Origin of the sequence: Phenylobacterium sp. J426 (assembly GCF_024699945.1) — a bacterium.
Lineage (GTDB): Bacteria > Pseudomonadota > Alphaproteobacteria > Caulobacterales > Caulobacteraceae > Phenylobacterium.
The window spans coordinates 941,029-960,711 of sequence record NZ_JAJOMY010000001.1; the positions used below are offsets into that span (position 1 = coordinate 941,029).

At 70.8% G+C, this 19,683-nt stretch carries 23 protein-coding genes and 5 pseudogenes; 20 read left to right on the forward strand and 8 right to left on the reverse strand.

The genetic code is table 11. The annotated features are described in order from the left end of the window. Positions 1–182: 182 nt before the first annotated feature. The 5 genes from LRS10_RS04925 to LRS10_RS04945 form a co-directional block, all read right to left on the reverse strand. The gene (locus LRS10_RS04925; RefSeq protein WP_257836273.1) at positions 183–557 is read right to left on the reverse strand and encodes a glycine zipper 2TM domain-containing protein; all 375 of its coding nucleotides are present in this window, start codon (positions 555–557) and stop codon (positions 183–185) included. A 236-nt stretch (positions 558–793) separates the two neighbouring features. Beyond that, entirely contained in the window at positions 794–1,219 is a 426-nt protein-coding gene (locus tag LRS10_RS04930; RefSeq protein ID WP_257836274.1) for an OsmC family protein, read from the reverse strand. 57 nt (positions 1,220–1,276) lie between these two features. Next, the gene (locus tag LRS10_RS04935; RefSeq protein WP_257836275.1) at positions 1,277–1,468 is read right to left on the reverse strand and encodes a hypothetical protein; all 192 of its coding nucleotides are present in this window, start codon (positions 1,466–1,468) and stop codon (positions 1,277–1,279) included. Between the two features lie 50 nt (positions 1,469–1,518). Continuing rightward, positions 1,519–1,755, reverse strand: a complete 237-nt coding sequence (locus LRS10_RS04940) for an EamA family transporter (RefSeq protein ID WP_257836276.1) — start codon at positions 1,753–1,755, stop codon at positions 1,519–1,521. Beyond that, entirely contained in the window at positions 1,755–2,423 is a 669-nt protein-coding gene (locus tag LRS10_RS04945; protein WP_257836277.1) for a hypothetical protein, read from the reverse strand. The genes LRS10_RS04940 and LRS10_RS04945 overlap by 1 nt, the downstream gene beginning before the upstream one ends. 136 nt (positions 2,424–2,559) lie before the next feature. Here LRS10_RS04945 and LRS10_RS04950 point away from each other — a divergent pair, with 136 nt between their 5' ends. The 3 genes from LRS10_RS04950 to LRS10_RS04960 all read left to right on the forward strand — a co-directional run bounded on the left by LRS10_RS04950 (position 2,560) and on the right by LRS10_RS04960 (position 3,912). Then, positions 2,560–2,991, forward strand: coding sequence for an MAPEG family protein (locus LRS10_RS04950; protein ID WP_257836278.1), 432 nt, complete (start codon positions 2,560–2,562; stop codon positions 2,989–2,991). A 22-nt stretch (positions 2,992–3,013) separates the two neighbouring features. Further along, positions 3,014–3,178 carry a hypothetical protein gene (locus tag LRS10_RS04955; protein WP_257836279.1) on the forward strand — a complete coding sequence of 55 codons (165 nt, stop codon included), beginning with the start codon at positions 3,014–3,016 and terminating at the stop codon, positions 3,176–3,178. A gap of 74 nt (positions 3,179–3,252) precedes the next feature. After that, positions 3,253–3,912: a DUF2726 domain-containing protein gene (locus LRS10_RS04960; RefSeq protein WP_257836280.1), complete on the forward strand. Its 660-nt coding sequence runs from the start codon at positions 3,253–3,255 to the stop codon at positions 3,910–3,912. Here LRS10_RS04960 and LRS10_RS04965 read toward each other — a convergent pair. Beyond that, entirely contained in the window at positions 3,909–4,184 is a 276-nt protein-coding gene (locus LRS10_RS04965; protein WP_257836281.1) for a hypothetical protein, read from the reverse strand. The two genes, LRS10_RS04960 and LRS10_RS04965, sit on opposite strands and share 4 nt — an antisense overlap. A 237-nt stretch (positions 4,185–4,421) precedes the next feature. Here LRS10_RS04965 and rplU point away from each other — a divergent pair. The 17 genes and pseudogenes from rplU to LRS10_RS05045 all read left to right on the forward strand — a co-directional run. Further along, positions 4,422–4,916: pseudogene (gene rplU / locus LRS10_RS04970) on the forward strand (50S ribosomal protein L21); the annotation flags it as partial. A gap of 215 nt (positions 4,917–5,131) precedes the next feature. Further along, a complete protein-coding gene (gene rpmA / locus LRS10_RS04975; protein WP_257836282.1) occupies positions 5,132–5,410 on the forward strand; it encodes a 50S ribosomal protein L27 in 279 nt (92 codons plus the stop codon). 134 nt (positions 5,411–5,544) lie between these two features. Beyond that, complete coding sequence (locus LRS10_RS04980; RefSeq protein WP_257836283.1) at positions 5,545–6,069, forward strand: GNAT family N-acetyltransferase; 525 nt, start codon at positions 5,545–5,547, stop codon at positions 6,067–6,069. Positions 6,070–6,143: 74 nt separating this feature from the next. Further along, positions 6,144–6,719, forward strand: a complete 576-nt coding sequence (locus tag LRS10_RS04985; protein ID WP_257836284.1) for a biotin transporter BioY — start codon at positions 6,144–6,146, stop codon at positions 6,717–6,719. Next, positions 6,716–7,760, forward strand: a pseudogene (gene obgE / locus LRS10_RS04990) (GTPase ObgE). Before LRS10_RS04985 ends, obgE begins: the two are co-directional and overlap by 4 nt. Continuing rightward, positions 7,760–8,891, forward strand: a pseudogene (gene proB / locus LRS10_RS04995) (glutamate 5-kinase). The pseudogenes obgE and proB overlap by 1 nt, the downstream one beginning before the upstream one ends. A gap of 103 nt (positions 8,892–8,994) precedes the next feature. After that, positions 8,995–10,563 (forward strand): PAS domain-containing sensor histidine kinase, encoded by a 1,569-nt coding sequence (locus LRS10_RS05000; RefSeq protein WP_257836285.1) that lies wholly within the window; start codon positions 8,995–8,997, stop codon positions 10,561–10,563. Positions 10,564–10,636: 73 nt separating this feature from the next. Further along, a complete protein-coding gene (locus LRS10_RS05005) occupies positions 10,637–12,211 on the forward strand; it encodes an aldehyde dehydrogenase family protein (protein ID WP_257836286.1) in 1,575 nt (524 codons plus the stop codon). Positions 12,212–12,219: 8 nt separating this feature from the next. Continuing rightward, a complete protein-coding gene (locus tag LRS10_RS05010) occupies positions 12,220–12,879 on the forward strand; it encodes a nicotinate-nucleotide adenylyltransferase (protein WP_257836287.1) in 660 nt (219 codons plus the stop codon). Between the two features lie 198 nt (positions 12,880–13,077). Further along, positions 13,078–13,347, forward strand: coding sequence for a ribosome silencing factor (gene rsfS / locus LRS10_RS05015; RefSeq protein WP_374570902.1), 270 nt, complete (start codon positions 13,078–13,080; stop codon positions 13,345–13,347). Positions 13,348–13,356: 9 nt separating this feature from the next. Further along, a complete protein-coding gene (rlmH, locus tag LRS10_RS05020; RefSeq protein WP_257836288.1) occupies positions 13,357–13,821 on the forward strand; it encodes a 23S rRNA (pseudouridine(1915)-N(3))-methyltransferase RlmH in 465 nt (154 codons plus the stop codon). Then, positions 13,822–14,514: a hypothetical protein gene (locus LRS10_RS05025; RefSeq protein ID WP_257836289.1), complete on the forward strand. Its 693-nt coding sequence runs from the start codon at positions 13,822–13,824 to the stop codon at positions 14,512–14,514. It begins immediately after the preceding gene. Continuing rightward, a complete protein-coding gene (locus tag LRS10_RS24910) occupies positions 14,402–14,671 on the forward strand; it encodes a murein hydrolase activator EnvC (RefSeq protein WP_374570905.1) in 270 nt (89 codons plus the stop codon). Before LRS10_RS05025 ends, LRS10_RS24910 begins: the two co-directional genes overlap by 113 nt. 76 nt (positions 14,672–14,747) lie before the next feature. Continuing rightward, positions 14,748–16,146 (forward strand): annotated as a pseudogene (locus tag LRS10_RS05030) (S41 family peptidase). A 126-nt stretch (positions 16,147–16,272) separates the two neighbouring features. After that, positions 16,273–17,397 (forward strand): divergent polysaccharide deacetylase family protein, encoded by a 1,125-nt coding sequence (locus LRS10_RS05035; protein ID WP_257836290.1) that lies wholly within the window; start codon positions 16,273–16,275, stop codon positions 17,395–17,397. Next, positions 17,397–17,885, forward strand: coding sequence for an RNA pyrophosphohydrolase (locus LRS10_RS05040; RefSeq protein ID WP_257836291.1), 489 nt, complete (start codon positions 17,397–17,399; stop codon positions 17,883–17,885). Before LRS10_RS05035 ends, LRS10_RS05040 begins: the two co-directional genes overlap by 1 nt. 73 nt (positions 17,886–17,958) lie before the next feature. Then, entirely contained in the window at positions 17,959–18,720 is a 762-nt protein-coding gene (locus LRS10_RS05045) for an alpha/beta hydrolase (protein WP_257836292.1), read from the forward strand. 9 nt (positions 18,721–18,729) lie between these two features. Here the strand turns inward: LRS10_RS05045 and sugE are convergent. Both sugE and LRS10_RS05055 read right to left on the reverse strand, forming a co-directional pair. Continuing rightward, a pseudogene (gene sugE, locus LRS10_RS05050) lies at positions 18,730–19,041 on the reverse strand (quaternary ammonium compound efflux SMR transporter SugE); the annotation flags it as partial. 82 nt (positions 19,042–19,123) lie between these two features. After that, positions 19,124–19,570 (reverse strand): hypothetical protein, encoded by a 447-nt coding sequence (locus tag LRS10_RS05055; RefSeq protein ID WP_257836293.1) that lies wholly within the window; start codon positions 19,568–19,570, stop codon positions 19,124–19,126. Positions 19,571–19,683: the final 113 nt, after the last annotated feature.

Consider the following 19,683-nt stretch of genomic DNA (forward strand, 5'->3'; position numbering starts at 1 on the left):
GAAAAAAGGTGGCCGCGACCACGACCACCTTTTCATTAGCATGGGACTCGCCTGACAGGCGAATCTTAGAGTCTTAAGGATCTGGACTACTTCACAACGCCTTCTGGAGAAGGGCGGCGGCGTGAACGGATCGGGTCGTTACTTAACGCCGATCAGTCGTCACGTCGCCGGCCGGCGGGCTATTAGCGGTAATAACCGTAGGGGTTGCCATACGACGGCTGATAATAGCGGCTGTCGTATCGGCCGTAGCGGTCGTACCGTTGGGCGTTGTTGTAGCGGCTGTAGTTCGAATAGCGCGGCGCCGTGCGGTAGCCGTAGCGGTAGTTGTTCTTGTCCTTGGCGGTCGCCGCGCCCAGAGCCGCGCCCGCGGCCGCGCCGATCAGGGCGCCCTGGGTGTCGTTCCGGGAAACGGCCGCGCCGGCCACGCCGCCGATCAGGGCCCCGATGATGGCCCGCTCGGTCTTTTCGCCCGCCGCGGCCGTGCCGGCCGGGAGCGCGATCGAGCCCGCGACAACGGCGGCGACGGCGATCTTCGACTTCTTGCCTTGCATGTTCATGGGTCAGCTCCTTGTTCGTTGGAGCCTGTTTTAAAGGACGGCCACTGAACCCACCCTGAGACGCCCTGTTCAGGTTCGCGTCATCTTCGGACGTCCCGCGACCGGCGGCCCAGCAAGGAAAACCCCGCGGACCGGGGACGTCCGCGGGGTCATTCAGGCTAGCTGCTCTCCCGACTGGTGGGAGGTCTCACTTGCGTGCAGCAAAGCTTGAGCGGCCGAACCGCCGCTCGGTTCCCTCAGCTCTCCAGCCGCGCGTCCAGCGTGATCTCCGCGTTCAGCACCTTGGACACCGGGCAGTTCTGCTCGGCGTCGCGAGCCAGCTCCTGGAACTTCGCCTCGTCCAGCCCGGGAACCCTGGCGCGCAGCGTGAGCGCCGACCTGGAGATCTTGAAGCCCGGACCGTCCTGGTCGAGCGAGACTGCGGCTTCGGTGGCGAGCTCATCGGGCGTGAAGCCCGCGCGCTGGAGAGCGAACGCCAGCGCCATGGTGAAGCAGCCGGCGTGGGCGGCGGCGATCAGCTCCTCCGGGTTCGTGCCGGGGTCGCCCTCGAACCGTGTCTTGAAACTGTAGGGCGTCTCCGACAGCACGCCGGAGGCGGAGGTCAGCGCGCCCTCGCCGTCGCGGCCCGTGCCGCGCCAAACCGCATTCGCCTTGCGGATCATTGGTGGAGCTCCCTCAATCTGGACCGGCGCCCGTCGCGCCCGGTCAGATATAGGGCCTCACCCGGGACGGTGCTCGTCCGCGGCCCAACTGCGCGGCTCGGGCTTGGCGATCGCCTGCATGCGCTCGGCGAGCGCGCGATAGCCTTCGGCAAGGTCGAGACAGCGCAGGCGGCCGGAAAGGCTCTGCGCGCGGGCCGCCAGCGCCTCGGCTTCGGCGGCGTGCTTGAGATAGGTTTCTGCCCTGGTCATGCGGCATCGAACGAGCTTGGCCGCGGGCCGGTTCCGCATCGTCTGCGAGGTCAGTTCGGAAGCGGCTCGTCGGGAGCCTGAACCTGGCTCGACCAGGCGGCCGCAGCGGCGGCGCCGACCACGAGACCGACGCCCGAAACCTGGGCCACGCTGAGCCGCTCGTGCAGCAGGAAGAGACCCGATAGCACGCCGAACGCCGGCTCCAGGCTCGTGAAGACGGCGAAGGTGCGGGCCGGCATGCGCGGCATGGCGAAGAACTCGAGCGCGAAGGGCATCGCCGTCGACATCAGCGCCACCAGCAGGGCGTAGGGCAGCAGCGCCGGCGAAAAAGCGCCAGGCCGGCCTTGGCGACGCCGACCGGCAGGACGGCGATGGCGGCGATCGCCACCGACAGGCCCGCGGTGGCCACGCCATAGTCGCCGCTGACGCCGCGGCCGATGAGGATGTAGGCGGCCCGGCAACCGCCGGCGCACAGACCCCAGCCGAGACCGATGGGATCCAGGGCCGCGCCGGTCGCGCCGAGCCCGACCAGCAGCCAGACGCCGACGCCCGCCATCGCCGCCCAAAGAAGGTCCATCGCCTTGCGCGAGCCGAAGACCGCCACCCCCAGCGGGCCCAGGAACTGCAGCGAGATCGCCACGCCCAGCGGCAGCCGCGCCATCGCCAGGTAGAAGAAGAGGATCACGCCGGCCACCGACAGGCCGAGACCGATCAGCGGCAGGGCGGACTCCCGGCCCGGGCCGTTCCCGCGCCTCCACGCCCGCCAGGGACGTCCGACGGCGAGCAGCATCAGCGCGCCCAGGGAAATGCGCAGGGCCGCCGCGCCTTCCGGACCGACCGCCGGGAACAGCCCCTTGGCCAGGGCCGCGCCCACCTGGAAGGCGCCCATCGCCATCGTCACGGCCGCCAGCGGCAGGATCATGCCCGAGGGCCAGGCCGAATTGCGATGCGCCACGAGGATCTCCCGTCCGAGGCCGCCCGACCTAAAGCCCGCGGGACCGCGAAGAAAGAGCCGCTTGGCCGAACACTGGTACGGCCAAGCTTTCCCGGCCATTCTCGCGCCAACGAGAACGAGTCGGAGGGAACTCGAGATGGAACTGACGATCGTGGCGCCGATCCTCAAACCCGTGGTCGCGCTGGTCCTGTGGTCGCTCGTGATGTGGCTGTGGCTCTACGCCACCCGCATCCCGGCCATGCAGAAGCTGAAGATCCCGCTGGATCCGAACAAGCCTCCGGGCGAACTCGCCGCCCAGCTGCCGCCGAATGTCCGGTGGAAGGCCGACAACTACAACCACCTGATGGAGCAGCCGACGATCTTCTACGCCACGGCGCTGGCGCTCACGCTCGCACAGGCGGGAGACGGCCTCAACGCGACGTTGGCCTGGGCCTATGTCGGCCTGCGCGTCGTCCACAGCCTGATCCAGGCGACGGTCAACGTCATCATGCTGCGCTGGGCGGTGTTCACGGCGGCGTCCGTCGTGCTGGTGGTGCTGGCGGTCCGCGCCGCCATGGTGGTGTTCTAGCCGTGCGTGCTAGGTTGGCGGGATGAGCGATCATTCCGCCGACAAGTCCGAAACCCCGATGCAGAAGGCCCTGCGGCTGAAGAAGGCCGCCCAGGCCACCCAGCAGCGCCCCGGCGCCGAACAGCACAGCGAACGCGCCGCCGCGCACGCCTCGTCCTCGAAATCCAAGCCCTGGATGAAGCGGTAGCCGTTCACCACGCTGCTTAATCCATAGGTTGGGATGCTCGCCCCATAGTCGCAACGAACGTGGGGAGAGCGGGCATGATCCTGAACGGGTCCGACATGATCGTCGTCGCGGCGGCCTCGGCCGCCGGCCTGATCGGCATGTACATCGAGCGCGGCCGCGTGGCGGCGGCGCGAGCGGCCAGGCGTGGGAGCCTCGCTCCGGACCGCAGGAGGGGACGGGTCGCGCCGTTCCGCAAGGACGGTCGCCCTCTTGCGCGGCCCCTGGACGCGTCCGAGCAGCTGCGGCTCGTGATGGACGCCGACTTCGAGGCCCGTCCGCTGATGAACCGCGGCGAGGCCCGCGTCTTCGAAGCCGCCGAACGCGCCATCGCCGAGCGGCGGCTGGCCTGGCGGGTGATGGCCCAGGTGAGCCTCGGCGAGATCCTCTCGGCGTCGGACGAGGCCGCGTTCCGCGCGATCAATTCCAAGCGGGTCGACGTGCTGATCGTCACGCGCGAGGGCCGGCCGCTGGCGGCGCTGGAGCATCAGGGCGCCGGGCATTACGTCGGCGGGACCGCGCCTGCGCGCGACGCGGTGAAGAAGGAAGCGCTGCGCAAGGCCGGCGTCCGCTACGTCGAGCTCACCCCCGAGCACGGGCCCGAGGACGTCGCCCGCGAGATCGAACGTCTGGCCGGCGGGGTACGGGCGGAAGCCGCGCGGGTGGGCGCACGGAAGCCGCGGAGCGTGTTGAGCTAGGCCCTCCGCAGCGTTCGCCGCGCCAGGAGCCATAGTCCCGCACCTCCGGCGGATATGGCGGCGTTCATGACAAGGCCGAAGGCCAGCATGAACAGCACCACGCCCAGCGCCTCGACGGGCGTAGAGGCCGGAGCGCCGTTCATCCGGAACAGGCCGGGCGCCAGGAGCGCGCTGACAGCGCCGACCACCGTCATCGTCGCCTGAAACGTGGCCGCGACGACGAACGTGACGGTGAAGAGCGCGCCGAACGGCGCGGTTCTGAGGAATTCCATGATAGTCGCCCCGATTGAGCCCGCATCCCCCGGATGCTGGCGCCCCTTGCCGCGGTCCGAAGCGAGCCTGCCGCAGCAGGCCTGTCAAGCGGTCGGCCTCCCAAGGCAGCGTTCCGCCCCCAGCCCCGCGCTTGACTCCGCGCCGCCGGGCCGTATAACCGCGCCTCCTCGCTCGTGAGCCCTGCTCGCGGGCGCAATCACGCTTTCAATCAAGAAGAAATACAAAGGCGCGCAACGATGTACGCGGTGATCAAGACCGGCGGCAAGCAATACCGGGTCCAGCCCGGCGACCTGCTGATCGTCGAAAAGCTGGACGGTGAGCCGGGCGCGAACGTCGCCTTCGGCGAGGTGCTGCTGCTGGGCGACGGCGAGGCCGTGACGGTCGGCGCGCCGCTCGTGGACGGCGCCTCGGTCGCCGCGACCCTGATCGAGACCCGCAAGGGCGAGAAGGTGAAGATCTTCAAGAAGATCCGCCGCCAGGGCTATCGCCGCACCCGCGGTCACCGCCAGGCCGAGACGGTCCTGCGCGTCACCGGCATCACCGCCGGCGGCAAGGAGACCAAGTGGGACGGCACGGTCGACCTGACGACCAAGGCCGAGCTGGACGCCCGCGCCCGCGGTTTCGACTTCGCCACGCTGAACAAGCCGAAGAAAGCCCTGGCCGCGGCGGAAGCCGCGCCGGCCGCCAAGGCCCCGGCCAAGAAGGCGGCTCCCAAGGCGAAGACCGCCGAGGAAGTCGCCGCCGATCCCGCGGTGAAGGAAGCCATGGCGTCGGCCGAGACCAACGCCCCGGTGGAGACCGAAGCCAAGAAGGCCGCGCCGAAGAAGGCCGCCGCCCCGAAGGCCGAAGGTGAAGCCAAGAAGCCGGCTGCCAAGAAGGCCGCCAAGAAGGACGACGGCGCCGCCGAGTAATCGGCCGCGTCATCCAGAGAGAGTAGGAGCACACAATGGCTCACAAGAAATCCGGTGGTTCGTCGCGCAACGGTCGTGACTCGGCTGGCCGCCGTCTCGGCGTGAAGAAGTTCGGCGGCGAAGCCATCAACGCCGGCAGCATCATCGTGCGTCAGCGCGGCACCAAGTTCTGGCCGGGCGAAGGCGTGGGCATGGGCAAGGACCATACCCTCTTCGCGCTCGTCACCGGCGCCGTGAGATCTGTCACCAAGCGCAACAACCGCACCTACGCCACCGTGGTGCCGGCCGAGCAGAAGGTGATTGCCGCCGAATAGGCGCGGACCTCCTTCCTCTGGTCCGCCACTTCGAACAGGCGGACCGGACATGACGATCCCAGCGGGGAGTCCGGTCAGCCGGGCTCCCCGCTGTCGTTATGGGCCGCCGTCAGAGCGGCCGGGAGGGTAGAGACATGTGTGCGATCGAAGCGACGCCGTTGATCCAGACGGACAGGCTGATCCTGCGCCGTCCGGTGATCTCGGACGCAGGCGAGCTGTGCCAGCTGGCCAACGATCTCGGCGTGGCCGGGATGCTCTCGACCATGCCCTATCCGTACACGCCCAAACACGCGGACGAATTCCTCGGCCGCGAGACCCACTGGCGCGAGCCGAACTTCGCGATCGAGCATCGCGAGTTCGGCTTCATGGGCATGATCGGCGTCTCGGAGAAGGAGCCCGGCCGGCCGGAGATCGGCTACTGGCTGGGCCGCCCCTTCTGGGGGCGCGGCTATGCGACCGAGGCCTTGCGCGGCGCGCTTGGCTGGATGACGTCGGACTGGCGGCGCAAGGTCGTCTGGGCCGGTCACTTCAGCGACAACAAGGCGTCCGGCCAGGTGCTGGTGAAGGCGGGCTTCCTCTACACCGGCGACGTCGTCCTGCAGGACTGCCTGGCCCGCGGCCAGCAGGTGCCGACCCGCAAGATGGTGTGGCTGGCGTAGCCCAGGACCCGTCATCCCGAACGGCCGCAGGGCCGCCGGGATGACGGGGTTTGACGTCATAGTGTGATAACGGAATGCCCATGGCCGCCGCCCTGCCCCTGCTGCCGACCACCGCGCCGTTCGCGACGCGGCTGCTGGCCGTGGTCGCCGGCGCGGCGGTGATGGCGCTCGCCTCCCAGGTCGCCCTTCCTGCGCCGGTGGCGCCCATCACGCTGCAGACCTATGCGCTGTTCGTGCTGAGCGGCCTGCTCGGCGGGTCGCTGACGCTGCGCGCCGTGCTGATCTGGCTGACGGCGGCGGCGCTGGGCGCGCCGGTGCTGGCGGACGGCGCCGGCGGGCCGGAAGCGCTGTTTGGACCGACCCAGGGCTATCTGTTCGGCATGGCGGTGGCCGGCGGGCTCGCGGGCTACGCGGCCCAGCGACGCCAGGGGCTCGGCGCCCTTCTCGCCATCTTCCTGATCGGGCACGCGCTGGTGCTCGCCATGGGCTTCCTGGGCCTGCTGGATCGCATGGATGTCGCCTCGGCGTTCGAGGGCGGCGTCCTGCCGTTCCTGCCGGGCGCGGCGGCGAAATCGCTCGCCGCGGCGTTGACCCTGAAAGCCGTCGGGGTGGCGCTGGCACGTCGCGGCGGGCTAGAGGCAGGCGAATGAAGTTCCTCGACCAGGTGAAGATCTACGCCCGCTCCGGCAACGGGGGCGGCGGCGCCGTCTCGTTCCGCCGGGAGAAGTACATCGAGTACGGCGGCCCCGACGGCGGCGACGGCGGCCGCGGGGGAGACGTGTGGATCGAGGCGGTCGAGGGCCTGAACACCCTCATCGACTATCGCTACCAGCAGCACTTCAAGGCGGGCACCGGCGTCCACGGCATGGGCCGCAACCGCCACGGCGCGGCGGGCGAGGACGTGGTGCTGAAGGTCCCCGTGGGCACCGAGGTGCTGGACGAGGACAAGAACCTGATCGTCGACATGGACGAGGCGGGCAAGCGCTTCCTGCTCCTGAAGGGCGGCAACGGCGGCTTCGGCAACACCCACTTCAAAGGCCCGGTGAACCAGGCGCCGCGCCATGCCAACCCGGGCCTGCCCGGCGAGGAGATGGCGCTGTGGCTGCGGCTGAAGCTGATCGCCGACGTGGGCCTCGTGGGCCTGCCGAACGCGGGCAAATCGACCTTCCTGGCCGCGGCCAGCGCGGCGAAGCCGAAGATCGCCGACTATCCCTTTACGACGCTCGCCCCCAATCTGGGCGTGGTCGACCTCTCGGTCGGCGAGCGCTTCGTCCTGGCCGACATTCCGGGGCTGATCGAAGGCGCGCATGAAGGAGCCGGCATCGGCACCCGCTTCCTGGGCCACATCGAGCGCACCGCCGTGCTGATCCACCTGGTGGACGGCACGCAGGAAGACATCGTGGGCGCCTGGAAGACCGTGCGCCACGAACTCGAGGCCTACGGGGGAGGACCTGGCCGACAAGCCCGAAATCCTGGCGCTGAACAAGATCGACGCCCTGGACGACGAGACCCGCGCCGAGAGGCAGGCCGAGCTCGCCGAGGCGGCGGGCACGGAGGTGCGGCTGGTGTCCGGCTTCACCGGCGAGTTCGTCACCGAACTGCTGCGCGAGGCCTACGGCCTGGTTCGCCGGCGCAAGGCCGAGGCGGCGGAGGAAGCCCAGGCGCAGTCGTCCGAAGGCTGGACCCCCTGATGGAGCTTTCGGCGGCGCGGCGGGTGGTGGTGAAGGTGGGCTCGGCGCTGCTGGTCGGACCCGACGGCGCCGCCCACTCCGCCTGGCTGGCCGATTTCGCGGCCGACGTGGCTCGCCTGCGGGCGCGCGGACAGCAGGTGGTCGTGGTGAGTTCGGGCGCGGTGGCTCTGGGCCGCCGCAGGCTGGGCCTGCCCGGGCGCGCCCTCACGCTCCCGGAGAAGCAGGCGGCCGCCGCCGCCGGCCAGTCGGCGCTGATGCGCGCCTGGGAAACGGCCCTGGAGCCCCACGGCGCGGCCTGCGCCCAGGTGCTGCTCACCCGCGACGACACCGAGGTCCGGCGCCGCTGGCTGAACGCCCGGGCCACGGTGGAAACGCTGCTGGCCCTGGGCGTCGTGCCCGTGGTCAACGAGAACGACACCGTCGTCACCGAGGAGATCCGCTACGGCGACAACGACCGGCTCGCGGCCCGCGTGGCGCAGCTCGTCGGCGCCGATGCGCTCGTGCTGCTGTCCGACGTGGACGGCCTCTACACCGCCGACCCGCGTCGCGACCCTTCGGCGCAGCACATCCCCCGCGTTGCGCGGCTGACCCCCGAGATCGAGGCGATGGCCGGCGGGGCGAACGCCGACGGCGGCGTCGGCACCGGCGGCATGGCCACCAAGATCGCCGCCGCCCGGATCGCCTCGGCCAGCGGGTGCGCCACCGTGATCACCATCGGCAGCCGCCAGGCGCCCGCTCGCCGCCGTCGAGGCCGGTGAACGCGCCACCGTCGTCGAGCCCGCGACCACCCCGGCCGCCGCCTACAAGGCCTGGATCGCCGGCAGCCTCGCCCCGGCGGGCGTGCTCGTCGTCGACGACGGCGCCGCGGCTGCGGTGGCCAGGGGCAAGAGCCTGCTGGCGGCGGGCCTGCGCCAGGTCGAGGGCCGCTTCGACAAGGGCGACGCCGTGATTGTCCGGGACGAGCGGGGCCGCGAGATCGCCCGCGGGCTCGTGCGCTACGAAGTTGAGGACGCCGAGCGGATCTGCGGCCTGAAGTCGGAGGCCATCGAGGCGGCCCTGGGCTACACGAGCGGACCGGTGATCCATGCCGACGACCTGGCCCTGCTGGAGACCGCCGCGCCCATCGACTGAGATCGCGACGAAACGCAGCAGCTTCACCGGGCCAAGATGTCGCGCTTCGCGTGCGTTCGAACAACCTTCGGTCGTGCGAAACTGTCCATCGAGGATCAGACGCATGACGCACCCGCCCGAACTCGAAGGCCTGAGAACGCTGCACGACACGGCGCTGCGCGAAGCCGCGCGCAAGGACCAGCTGCTCGAGCTCGTAGAGAGCATCGCCGGTGTCGGTCACTGGCGGCTGGACCTCGAGACGCAGGTGCTGACCTGGTCCGACGAAATCTACCGCATCCGCGGCGTCGAGAAGGATGACGTCGACCTGAGCTATGACGCGGCCGTCGATTTCTACACCCCCGAAGGACGGGCGAAGGTCGCCGAAGCGATCGCCCATGTGACCGCCACCGGCGAGGACATCGAACTGCAGCTGCAGATGCTCCGGCCGTCCGGCGAACTGCGCGACATCCAGCTCAAGTCGCGCTGCCAGACGGACGACCGGGGCCGGGTGGTGGCGCTGTTCGGCGTCCTGCAGGACATCACCGACCAGCTGCGCGGCCTGAAGGAGGCCGACGAGAGCCGCCGTCGCTACCAGCTGCTGGCGGATCACGTGAAGGACGTGATCGCCCGCTCCAACGTGAAGGGCGAAATCTTCTACATTTCGCCGAGCATCCAGGCGCTTACCGGCTTCGCGCCCGACGAGCTGCTGGGCCGCAGCATGATCCCCGACGTCCATCCCGACGACGTCGCAGCATTCCGCGACGCGTACGGCGAGGTCATCCGGGGCGTGCGCGCCGCCGGCCTGCCCGTGCGCTACCGCGTCCGCCACAAGGACGGCCGCTGGATCTGGGTCGAGGCCAATCCCAGCATGGTCCGCGACGGAGCGGGCCAACCCGAGTTCATCGACGTCCTGCGCGACGTGACCGAACAGGTGGCCCTGGAGGCCGAACTGACGCGGGCCCGCGACGCAGCCGACAAGGCGGCGCAGGCGCAGTCCGACTTCCTCGCCAACATGAGCCATGAGCTGCGCACGCCGCTGACGGCCGTGATCGGCTACGCCGGCATCCTGGGCGCCCGCCACGAACTCGCGCCGGAACCCAAGCGCTTCGTCGACAAGATCCGCTCGGCCAGCCAGGCGCTGCTGGCGACGATCAACGATGTGCTCGACTTCTCGAAGCTGGAGGCCGGCCAGGTTGAGATCCGCCCGCGGCCGGTCGAGGTGGCCGGGGTCGTCGAGGGCGTCATCAATGTCCTCGAAGAGCAGGCGCGGGCCAGGAACCTCGCCCTCATCGCCCGCGCCGGCATGCGGACGCCTGAGCGCCTCATGCTCGACCCCGACCGCCTGCGCCAGGTGCTGATGAACCTCGTGGGCAACGCCGTGAAGTTCACCGACGCGGGCTCCGTCTCCGTGTTCGCGGACTACGATCACGAGGCGCAGGCGCTCTGCGTGCGCGTCGTGGACACCGGCGGCGGCCTCGACTCCGCGCAGCAGCGGCAGCTCTTCAGGCGCTTCTCGCAGGTGGACTCCACGCCGACGCGTCGCCACGGCGGCACCGGCCTGGGACTGGCCATCTGCAAGGGGCTCGTCGAGGCGATGGGCGGCCGCATCGGCGTCGAATCGGCGCCTGGCGCAGGCACGACGTTCTGGTTCGTCGTCCCGGGCCCGCCCGCCGCCCTGGCCACCGCCGCCTAGAGTTCCGGCCCCGCCGCGACAGGCCGGAAAAAGTCGTCTAGGAAGTGCTCAAGTTGAGCATATGGGGTCGGCGGTGGACGACGGCGGATCGACGAAGCGGGGCGCGGCCCGGCTGGAGGCCCTGAGCCCCGGCCAGCCGATCCCGTTCGGCGGCGACCGTGTGGCCGTCGTGTCGCCCGAGCTTGCGACCGCCTTCCGGGCCGGCGACCGGCTGCTCGTGGCGGCGACGGGCGACGACGCCGCCCTGCTGCATGTGCCCGCCGCCCAGCACGCGCTCGTCGAGGAGGCGGTGGGCCGCGCGGCGGACGCGTTCGCGGCCATGGGCGAGGCATCCGATGCGGCGATCACCCGGTTCTTCGAACTCTTCGCCGCCCGTCTCGCCGATGACGGCGTCTGGACGAGAATCGCAGAGGCCAACGCCCGGGACGTCGAGGCCGCCCGCGCCCGGGGCCGCTCCACCACGCGGCTGCAGGTGTCCGGGGGGATGCGCGGGGACATGGTCGGGGGCCTTCGCGCCTGGGCCGAGGCCGAGGCGTCGCGCGGGAAGGTGCTGGAGCGCGTCGAGCATTCCGGCTGGACCGTCGAGCAGGTGGTCGCCCCCCTGGGCGTGGTGGGCTTCGTCTTCGAGGGGCGGCCCAACGTCTTCGCCGATGCGACGGGCGTGATCCGGACCGGCAACACCGTCGTCTTCCGCATCGGCTCGGACGCGCTGGGCACCGCGCGGGCCATCGTCGCCGAGGCCCTGGAGCCGGCGCTGGCCGAGGCCGGTCTGCCCAGGGGCGCGGCGGTTCTGGTGGACTCCGCCGCCCATGCCGCCGGCTGGGCCATGTTCGCCGATCCGCGGCTGTCACTGGCCGTCGCCCGTGGGTCGGGGCCGGCTGTCGCCCAGCTCGGCGCCATCGCGCGCCAGGCGGGAACGCCGGTCAGCCTGCACGGCACGGGCGGCGCCTGGATGGTCGTCGACGAGACCGCCGACGCCGACCGGTTCTTCGCCGCCGCCTATCACTCGCTCGACCGCAAGGTCTGCAACACGCTCAACGTCTGCTGCATCGTGGAAAGCCGGGCCGACGAGCTCGTGCCGGTGTTCCTCGAGGCGCTGAGGGCCGCCGGCCAGCGGCGCACCGGGTGCAAACTGCACATCGCCGAGGCCGATGCGATCCGTCTGCCCGCGCCGTGGAGAACCGGACGCGCCACGGTCATCCGCGCCGACGGCCCCCGCGAAGAGGCGCTCGCCGAGCCGATCGCCGATGCCGACCTCGGCCGAGAATGGGAATGGGAGGAGACGCCCGAGGTCAGCCTGAAGATCGTCCGTGACGTCGCCGAAGCGGCGGCCCTGTTCAACGCCCACAGCCCGCGCTTCGTCGCCACCCTGATCGCCGAAGACGCCGAGGCGCACCGCCGGTTCTTCGCCGCTGTCGACGCGCCCTTCGTCGGCGACGGCTTCACCCGCTGGGTGGACGGTCAGTACGCGCTGAACCGGCCGGAGCTCGGCCTGTCGAACTGGGAGAACGGCCGCCTGTTCGCCCGCGGCGGGGTGCTCGCCGGCGACGGCGTCTTCACGGTCCGCAGCCGCGTGATCCAGGCCGACCCGCATCTCGACCGCGGCGGTGCGCCGACCCCGGCGAGGCCACAGGGACGCCCGGCTTGAGCGGTCGCATGTGGTTCGCGGGCCCGGCCCGGCGCGCGCCGGTGGCCGGCCGCCCGGCCGCGCTGCGGCCGGGCTTCCAGCTCCAGCGCGGCATGCGCGTCGGCCTGTTCGGCGGCTCGTTCAACCCGCCGCACGCCGGCCATGCCCACGTCGCCGAGACCGCCAAGCGGCGGCTGAACCTGGATCGGGTGATCTGGCTGGTCTCGCCGCAGAACCCGCTGAAGTCGCGCCACGAGACGGCCGACCTGGCCGAGCGGATCGCGCTCACCCAGGCGATCGCCAACGAGCCCGGCATGATCGTCTCGGACCTCGAGACCCGTCTGGGCTCGGCCTACACCATCGACACCATCCGGTGGCTGAAGGCGCGGTTCCCCGGCGTGAAATTCGTCTGGATCATGGGGGCCGACAGCCTGGCCACGTTCCATCGCTGGCGCGGCTGGACGCAGATCATGCGCGAGGTGCCGGTGGCCGTTGTCTCCCGTCCGTGGATCTCGCTGAAGAGCCGGTTCTCGCCGGCGGCGCGGCGGTTCGCGGCGCACCGTCTGGCGCCTCACCAGGCGCGGATGCTCGCCGACCGGCGGCCGCCGGCCTGGGCGTTCCTGTTCGGCCGCTTCAATTTTCTGTCGTCGACGCTGTTGCGGGAACGCCTGCGCCGTCCCCGCTCTTGATGTCATCGCGACGCGATCCATGTTAGGGTCGCCGCTGCTGGGACACCAAAAGGAGCTACCCCGCTGCAACGCGAACCTGCGCCTAGCGCGCAGCCGGAGCCGTCCTCCGGCGACCACCAGGAGCCCATCGGCGCCCTGGAAGACCTGATCCTCGCGCGTCTGGACGAAGACAAGGCGCAGGACGTCGTCCTCATCGATCTGAAGGGCAAGAGCCCCGTCGCCGACGCCCTTGTCGTGGCGAGCGGCCGGTCGCAGCGCCATGTCGGCGCCATGGCCGACCACCTGCTGCGCGCGCTCAAGGAAGCCGGCTACGGCAAGTGCCGCGTCGAGGGGATGCCGCACGCCGACTGGGTGCTGATCGATACCGGCGACGTGATCGTCCATCTGTTCCGGCCCGAAGTCCGCGCCTTCTACAACATCGAGAAGATCTGGTCCGTCGAGACCGGCGGCCATCGCGCGGCCAACTAAGGCTTCGACTTGAAGCTCGCCATCGTCGCGATCGGGCGGCTCCCGCGCTCTCCCGAGACGGAGCTCGTGAAGCTGTACGTGGAGCGCGCGACGAACGCCGGCCGCGCACTGGGCCTCGGCCCCGTCGAGGTGGTCGAGGTCGAGAGCCGCAAGCCGGGCAAGGCCGCCGAGGCCGAGGCGCTGAGGGCGCACCTCGCCGACAGCCATGTCATCGCCTGCGACGAGCGCGGAACGGCGAGACCCAGCCGCGCCTTCGCCGACGAGATCGCCATGCTCCGCGACCGCGGCGTGCGCCGCCTGGTGTTCCTGATCGGCGGCGCCGATGGCCTGGATCCCCAGCTGGTGGACCAAGCCGCCGGCAAGCTCGCCTTCGGGCCGCAGACCTGGCCGCACGCGCTCGCCCGCGCCATGCTGGCCGAACAGGTCTATCGCGCCGTCTCAATTCTGGCGGGATCGCCATATCATAGGGACTAGATGCACGGCCGGCTTCTTCTCTCCGGAACCCTGGCTGCGGCGGCGCTGTCCGTCGCGGCCGTCGCGGCGACGAGCGATCGGCTGCAGCGGCTGAACGTCGCCGAGACCGAGATCTCGGCCGAGCAGGCCGCCACGCGCCACCAGCTGGCGCGGCTGCTGTCGGTGCTCGAGCAGCTCGAACGCGATCCGCCGCCCGCGCTCCTCGTCTCGCCCGAAGACGCCAAGGACGCGGTGCGCGCCGCCATCCTCGTGAAGGCTGTGACGCCGGAGCTTCAGGCCCGCGCCCAAAGCTACGCCAATGACGCCGGCGAGGTGATGCGCCAGCGCAGGCTGGCCGCCGTGCAGAGCGAGGCGCTGTTCGAGCGCGAGAGCCTGGCCGCCGAAGCCCTTCCCGAGCCGGAGTCGAACGCCGGCCTCGCCTTGCGCGGCGGGGGGACCCAGCCTGCCGCCGGGCGTCCTCAGGGCCCCGGCCAGCCTGATGATGCCCTCGCCCGGCCCCGTGGTGCGTGGGTTTGGCGAGCCGCTGGCCGGCGGCGGGCAGGCGAACGGCCTCACCATCGCGGCCCCGCGCGCGGCGCGCGTGGTCAGCCCCGGCGAGGGAACTGTCCAATACGTGGGCCCGGTGAAGGGCTGGGGCGTCATCGTGATTTTAAGACTAGCGGGCGGCTATCATCTCGTGTTGGCTGGCCTTGAAAGAACGTCGGTCCAGGCCGGACAATCCGTCGCGGCAGGTCAACCTGTCGGATGGGCCCCGGATGGTCGACAATCGACGTCGGAACTCTATCTGGAGGTCCGGGAGCAGGGTTCGCCCGTGGATCCCGGCCGATGGTTGAACAAAAGAGCGGGCTGAACGCTGCTGTAAAAGAAGTGTCGGGGGCCTGTCGCAAGCGCGGTGAACGCCGCGGAAGGGGAGCCTGAGGAAGGCCATGAAGAAGTACCTCGTGATCGGCGCGTCCGCGTTCGTCCTCGGCGCCCGGGTCCATGGCCTACGTGAGCCAGCAGGCGATCGCCTCGGCGGAGCCGCGAGCCAAGACCTATCGGATGCTCGGCCTGTTCGGCGACGTGCTGAATACCGTCGAGAACCAGTACGTGACCGGCGTCGACGACACCAAGCTGATCCAGGCGGCGATCGACGGCATGCTGACGTCGCTGGACCCGCACTCCGGCTATCTCAACCCGTCCGACTTCGACGACATGCGCGACCAGACGCGCGGCGAGTACGGCGGCCTCGGCATCGAGGTCACCAGCGAGGACGGCGTGGTCAAGGTGATCTCGCCGATGGACGGCACCCCCGCCTTCAAGGCGGGCGTGAAGGCCGGCGACTACATCACGGCGGTGAACGGTGAGAGCGTCCTGGGCCTCTCCGTCAACGACGCGGTCAAGCAGATGCGCGGCCGGCCGGGCGAGGCGGTGACCCTGACCATCGCCCGCGAGAAGTCCGACCCGTTCGACGTGAAGCTGGTCCGCGAGGTCATCAAGCCGAAGTCCGCCACGGCGCGGATGGAGGGCGACTACGGCCTGTTGCGCATCGGCGCCTTCAACGAGAAGACGACCGACGAGGCCGAGCGGGCGTTCGCCGAGCTGCGCGCCAAGAACCCGAACATGAAGGGGTTGATCCTCGATCTGCGGAACAACCCCGGCGGCCTGCTCGACCAGGCGGTGGGCGTCTCCGATCTGTTCCTGGAAGGCGGCGAGATCGTCAGCCAGCGCGGCCGCGATCCGCGCGACGTGGAACGCTACAACGCCCGCCCGGGCGACATCACCGGCGGCATGCCGATGGTGGTGCTGGTGAACTCCGGCTCGGCCTCGGCGGCCGAGATCGTCGCCGGTGCGCTGCAGGACCGCAAGCGGGCCGAGCTCGTCGGCCTGACCAGCTTCGGCAAGGGTTCGGTGCAGACCGTGATCCCGCTGCGTGGCGGGATCGACGGCGCGCTGAAGCTGACCACGGCGCGCTACTACACGCCGTCGGGCCGCTCTATCCAGAAGACCGGCATCGAGCCCGACCTTGAAGTGGCGCTGACCCGGGACGAGGCGCAGGCGATCGCCAACCGCAGCTACCAGTTCTCGGAGGCTTCGTTCCGCAATGCGCTGAACGCCGACGAGGGCAAGGCCCGTCGCGGCGCCCACGAACCGGCCGAGGCGCCGCCCGAGGGCTTCGACGAGAAGAAGGACTTCCAGATCGCCCGCGCTCAGGACGTGCTGAAGTTCGGCTCTGTCGCCCAGACGCCCAAGCTGCCGAAGCCGCAGCCCAAGCTTGCGGGCATCGTGGGGGTCAAGGACCAGGTGGCCATCGTGAAGCCGCCGCCGACCACCACCCAGAAGTAGGCCGGCAGGATCCTCTGAACGACGACGAGGGCGGTCCCGTGGGGCCGCCCTTTTCGCATCCGCCAAGCCCGGGTTGATGCGACGTTAACCATGTTGCGGGAGGTTCGAGGGCGAAGGAGTCCGCTCGTGGCGAACATCGCGATGCCGCAGATCAAGGCCCCCACGGTGGATGTCGCGGGCCTGCTGAAGAGCCCCGCCGTCGGCGCGGGCGCGGCGGCGGCTCTGTTCATCGGCGCCGCCTTCGCCCTGCTGCAGATGCTCGGCCCCTTCGGCCACGGCGGCGCCCGGGCCGAGATGTCCCTGGACGCCGCGTTCCGCGCCGCGCCGCCCGGCTGGCGCGAGGCGCTCAGGCCAGCCCAAGGTCCCGCGACGCCCGAGCCCGACGTCGTCCGCCTCTCGGAGCGGCCGCTGGCGCCGCTGGCGGGCGCCAGCTTCAACGGTCCGGCGGCGCCTGCGGTGCGCGCCCTGGCCGGCGGCGCATTGCCGGCGGCGCCGATCAGCGGCTTCTTCGCGCCCGGCCCCGGCGGTCCTCTCCCGATCATCGCCCAGGATGGGCGCACGCCGGCTCAGGCCTACGCCCGCCCCTTCACGTCGAACGGCCGTCCGAAGCTCGGGATCGTCGTCGGCGGCCTGGGCCTCAACGCCCGGGCGACCCGCCAGGCCATCGAGACGCTCCGCCCCGAGATCACCCTGTCCTTCGTGGTCTATGCCGAAGGCCTGCAAGGCTGGATCGACATGGCCCGCGCGCATGGCCACGAGGTGCTGCTGGAGACGCCGCTGGAGCCGCTCGACTACCCGGACAACGACCCGGGCCCCTACACCCTTATGACCGACGCCTCGCCGCCCGAGACGGCCAAGAAGTTGGAATGGATCCTTTCGCGAGCGACGGGCTACTTCGGCCTCACCAACTATCTCGGCTCGCGTTTCCTGGGCGACGACCGGGCCTACGAGGCGCTGGCGAGCTCGCTGCGCGCCCGCGGCCTGGCCTTCGTCGACGACGGCTCGGCCGCCCGGCGCGGCGGCGGCCTGCCGCGGGCCACGGCCGAGCGGGTCATCGACGACCAGCTCTCGGCGGCGGCCATCGACCAGCAGCTGTTGGCGCTGGAGGCGGGCGCCCTGCAACGCGGGCAGGCGCTGGGATCGGCCTTCGCCTATCCGATCACGCTCGAGACGGTTGCGCGGTGGGCGAACGAGGTGGAACAGAGGGGCTATCAGCTGGCCCCGGCGTCGGCGCTGACCACCCGAAAGTGATGACCGATCATTCGCTCTACCGCCCCAACGTGGGGGTGGTGCTGTTCCATCCCGACGGCCGCGTGTGGCTCGGGCGCCGCGCAGGCGCGCCGCCGCCCTACAACTGGCAGTTCCCGCAGGGCGGCGTCGACGACGGCGAAGACCTGGAGGCGGCCGCGCGGCGCGAGCTGGCGGAGGAAACGGGCGCGGTCAGCCTCACCTATCTGGCCCGGACCGACGGGTGGATCCTCTACGACTTCCCGCCGGACATGGGCGGTCCGAAGGCGTGGCGCGGCTTCAAGGGCCAGCGCCAGGTGTGGTTCGCGTTCCGCTTCGACGGCTCCGATACCGAAATCGACCTTGCGGCCCATCACGAGCCGGAGTTCGAGGAATGGCGCTGGGGCTACCTGGCCGAGGCTCCCGAGTTGATCGTGCCGTTCAAGCGCGCCGCCTACGATCAGGTGGCCCGCGCCTTCGCGAGCCTGGCCGCGACGAAGGGTGTCGGCTGAAACCCTCGACCGCTCCCCCGGGTTTGGGACTAGACTGACCTCCAGGGCGACGACTCCGGGGGAGCGAGGCTTCATGACGACTGTGGTGATGGTCCACGGCGCCTTCTGCGGCGGCTGGACCTTCGAGCATTTCCGATCGCCCTTCGAAGCGCGGGGCTGGCGCGTGCTCGCGCCGGACCTCCGCGGGCACGGGCTGGGCGCGACGGCGTCGGACGTCGCCGGCCTCTCCATGGAGGACTATGCCCGCGATCTCGTCGCCCTCTGCGCCGACCTCCCCGAGCCGCCCGTGCTGGTCGGCCATTCCATGGGCGGACTGGTCTGCCAGATGGCCGCGCGACGCGTGCGGCCGCAGGCCCTGGTGCTGCTGGCGCCGTCACCGCCGTGGGGGGTGACCGGCTCCAGCCTCGAGGAGGCGATCACCGCCACGGCCGTCGGGCTGCTGGATCCGTTCTGGTCAGGCGCGATCGCCCCCGACCACAGCGTGATGCGGCGGCACAGTCTGGATCGTGTGCCAAAGCCCTACCGCGACACCATCCTCGCGCGGATGGGTCACGAGAGCGCCCGGGCGCTGCGCGAGGTCCTGAACTGGTGGCTGGACCCGTTCATGACCACCAGTGTCGGCTCCGGCGCCTTGCCCACCCCCAGCCTCGCGATCGTCGGCGGCCGCGACCAGGTGCATCCGGCGGCGACCGTGCGCGGCGTCGCCGAGCGGATCGGCGCCGCCTACCGGGCGATGCCGCAGATGAGCCACTGGCTGGTCGGCGAGCCCGGCTGGGACGACGTGGCCGCCCTCGCCCTCGACTGGCTGGAGACCGAGCGCCGGGCCGCGGCCTAGGGGGCTCCTGGTCAGCAGTTTGAGGCCGAGGATGCCGGACAGGATCAGGCCCACGCAGAGGAGGCGGGCCACCGTGGCCGGCTCCTTGAAGAGCACGATCCCGAGAATGACCGTGCCGGCCGCGCCGATGCCGGTCCAGACCGCATAGGCTGTGCCCAGCGGCAGGCTGCGGACCGCCAGGCCCAGCAGGCCCATGCTGGCCACGAGGCTGACGGCCGTGAAGACCGTGGGGCCGAGGCGGGTGAAGCCTTCGGTGTACTTCAGGCCCACGGCCCACGCGATCTCGAACAGACCCGCGATGAACAGGATGACCCAGGCCATGAGATGACCCTCCTACTGACGGAGGTCGTCCTCCCTCGGAAAGGAGACGCGCCGGGGTCGTCCCCGGCGCGCGGCAGGCCCCTTAGAGCTTGCGTTCCTGATACTGGAACGTGGCGAGGTCGTAGCCACGGTTGACCGGCGTGTCGTCGGGCCTGCGCACGGTCGAGATGTTCAGGCCGACCGATTGCGCGGAGGACAGGTGCTCCCACGAGCGGCGAACGCGCTTGAGGCCGTCCGGGTCGACCGGCTGGGTGTAGTTGGCGGTGGGGTCCAGCGGCGGCTGCTGGACGAAGGCGTAGACGTTCAGCGCCTCCGTGATGGGGGCGTCCTGGCCGGGGGCGAAGCGGATCTCGCCGAAGCACACGTCCTTGTTCGAGCCCGGCGGGTACAGGACGATCTGGTAGGTCTTGGCGCCGCCGAGCGGCTTCGCCCAGGTCTGCTCGCGCTTGTTCAGCTTGAAGCCCTGCGCCTTGGCGATGTCGTCGAACTTGCCGCCGCGCACCGCGGGCTTGCAGACGTTCTCGATCACCGCGATCAGGGCGGGCGCCGTCGCCGGTCGTCGGCAGGGCCGGCGGGGCCTGCGGGGCCGCCGGCTGTTCGGCGGCGGGCGTGGCGGGTGCGGCCGGATCCTGCGCCTGGGCG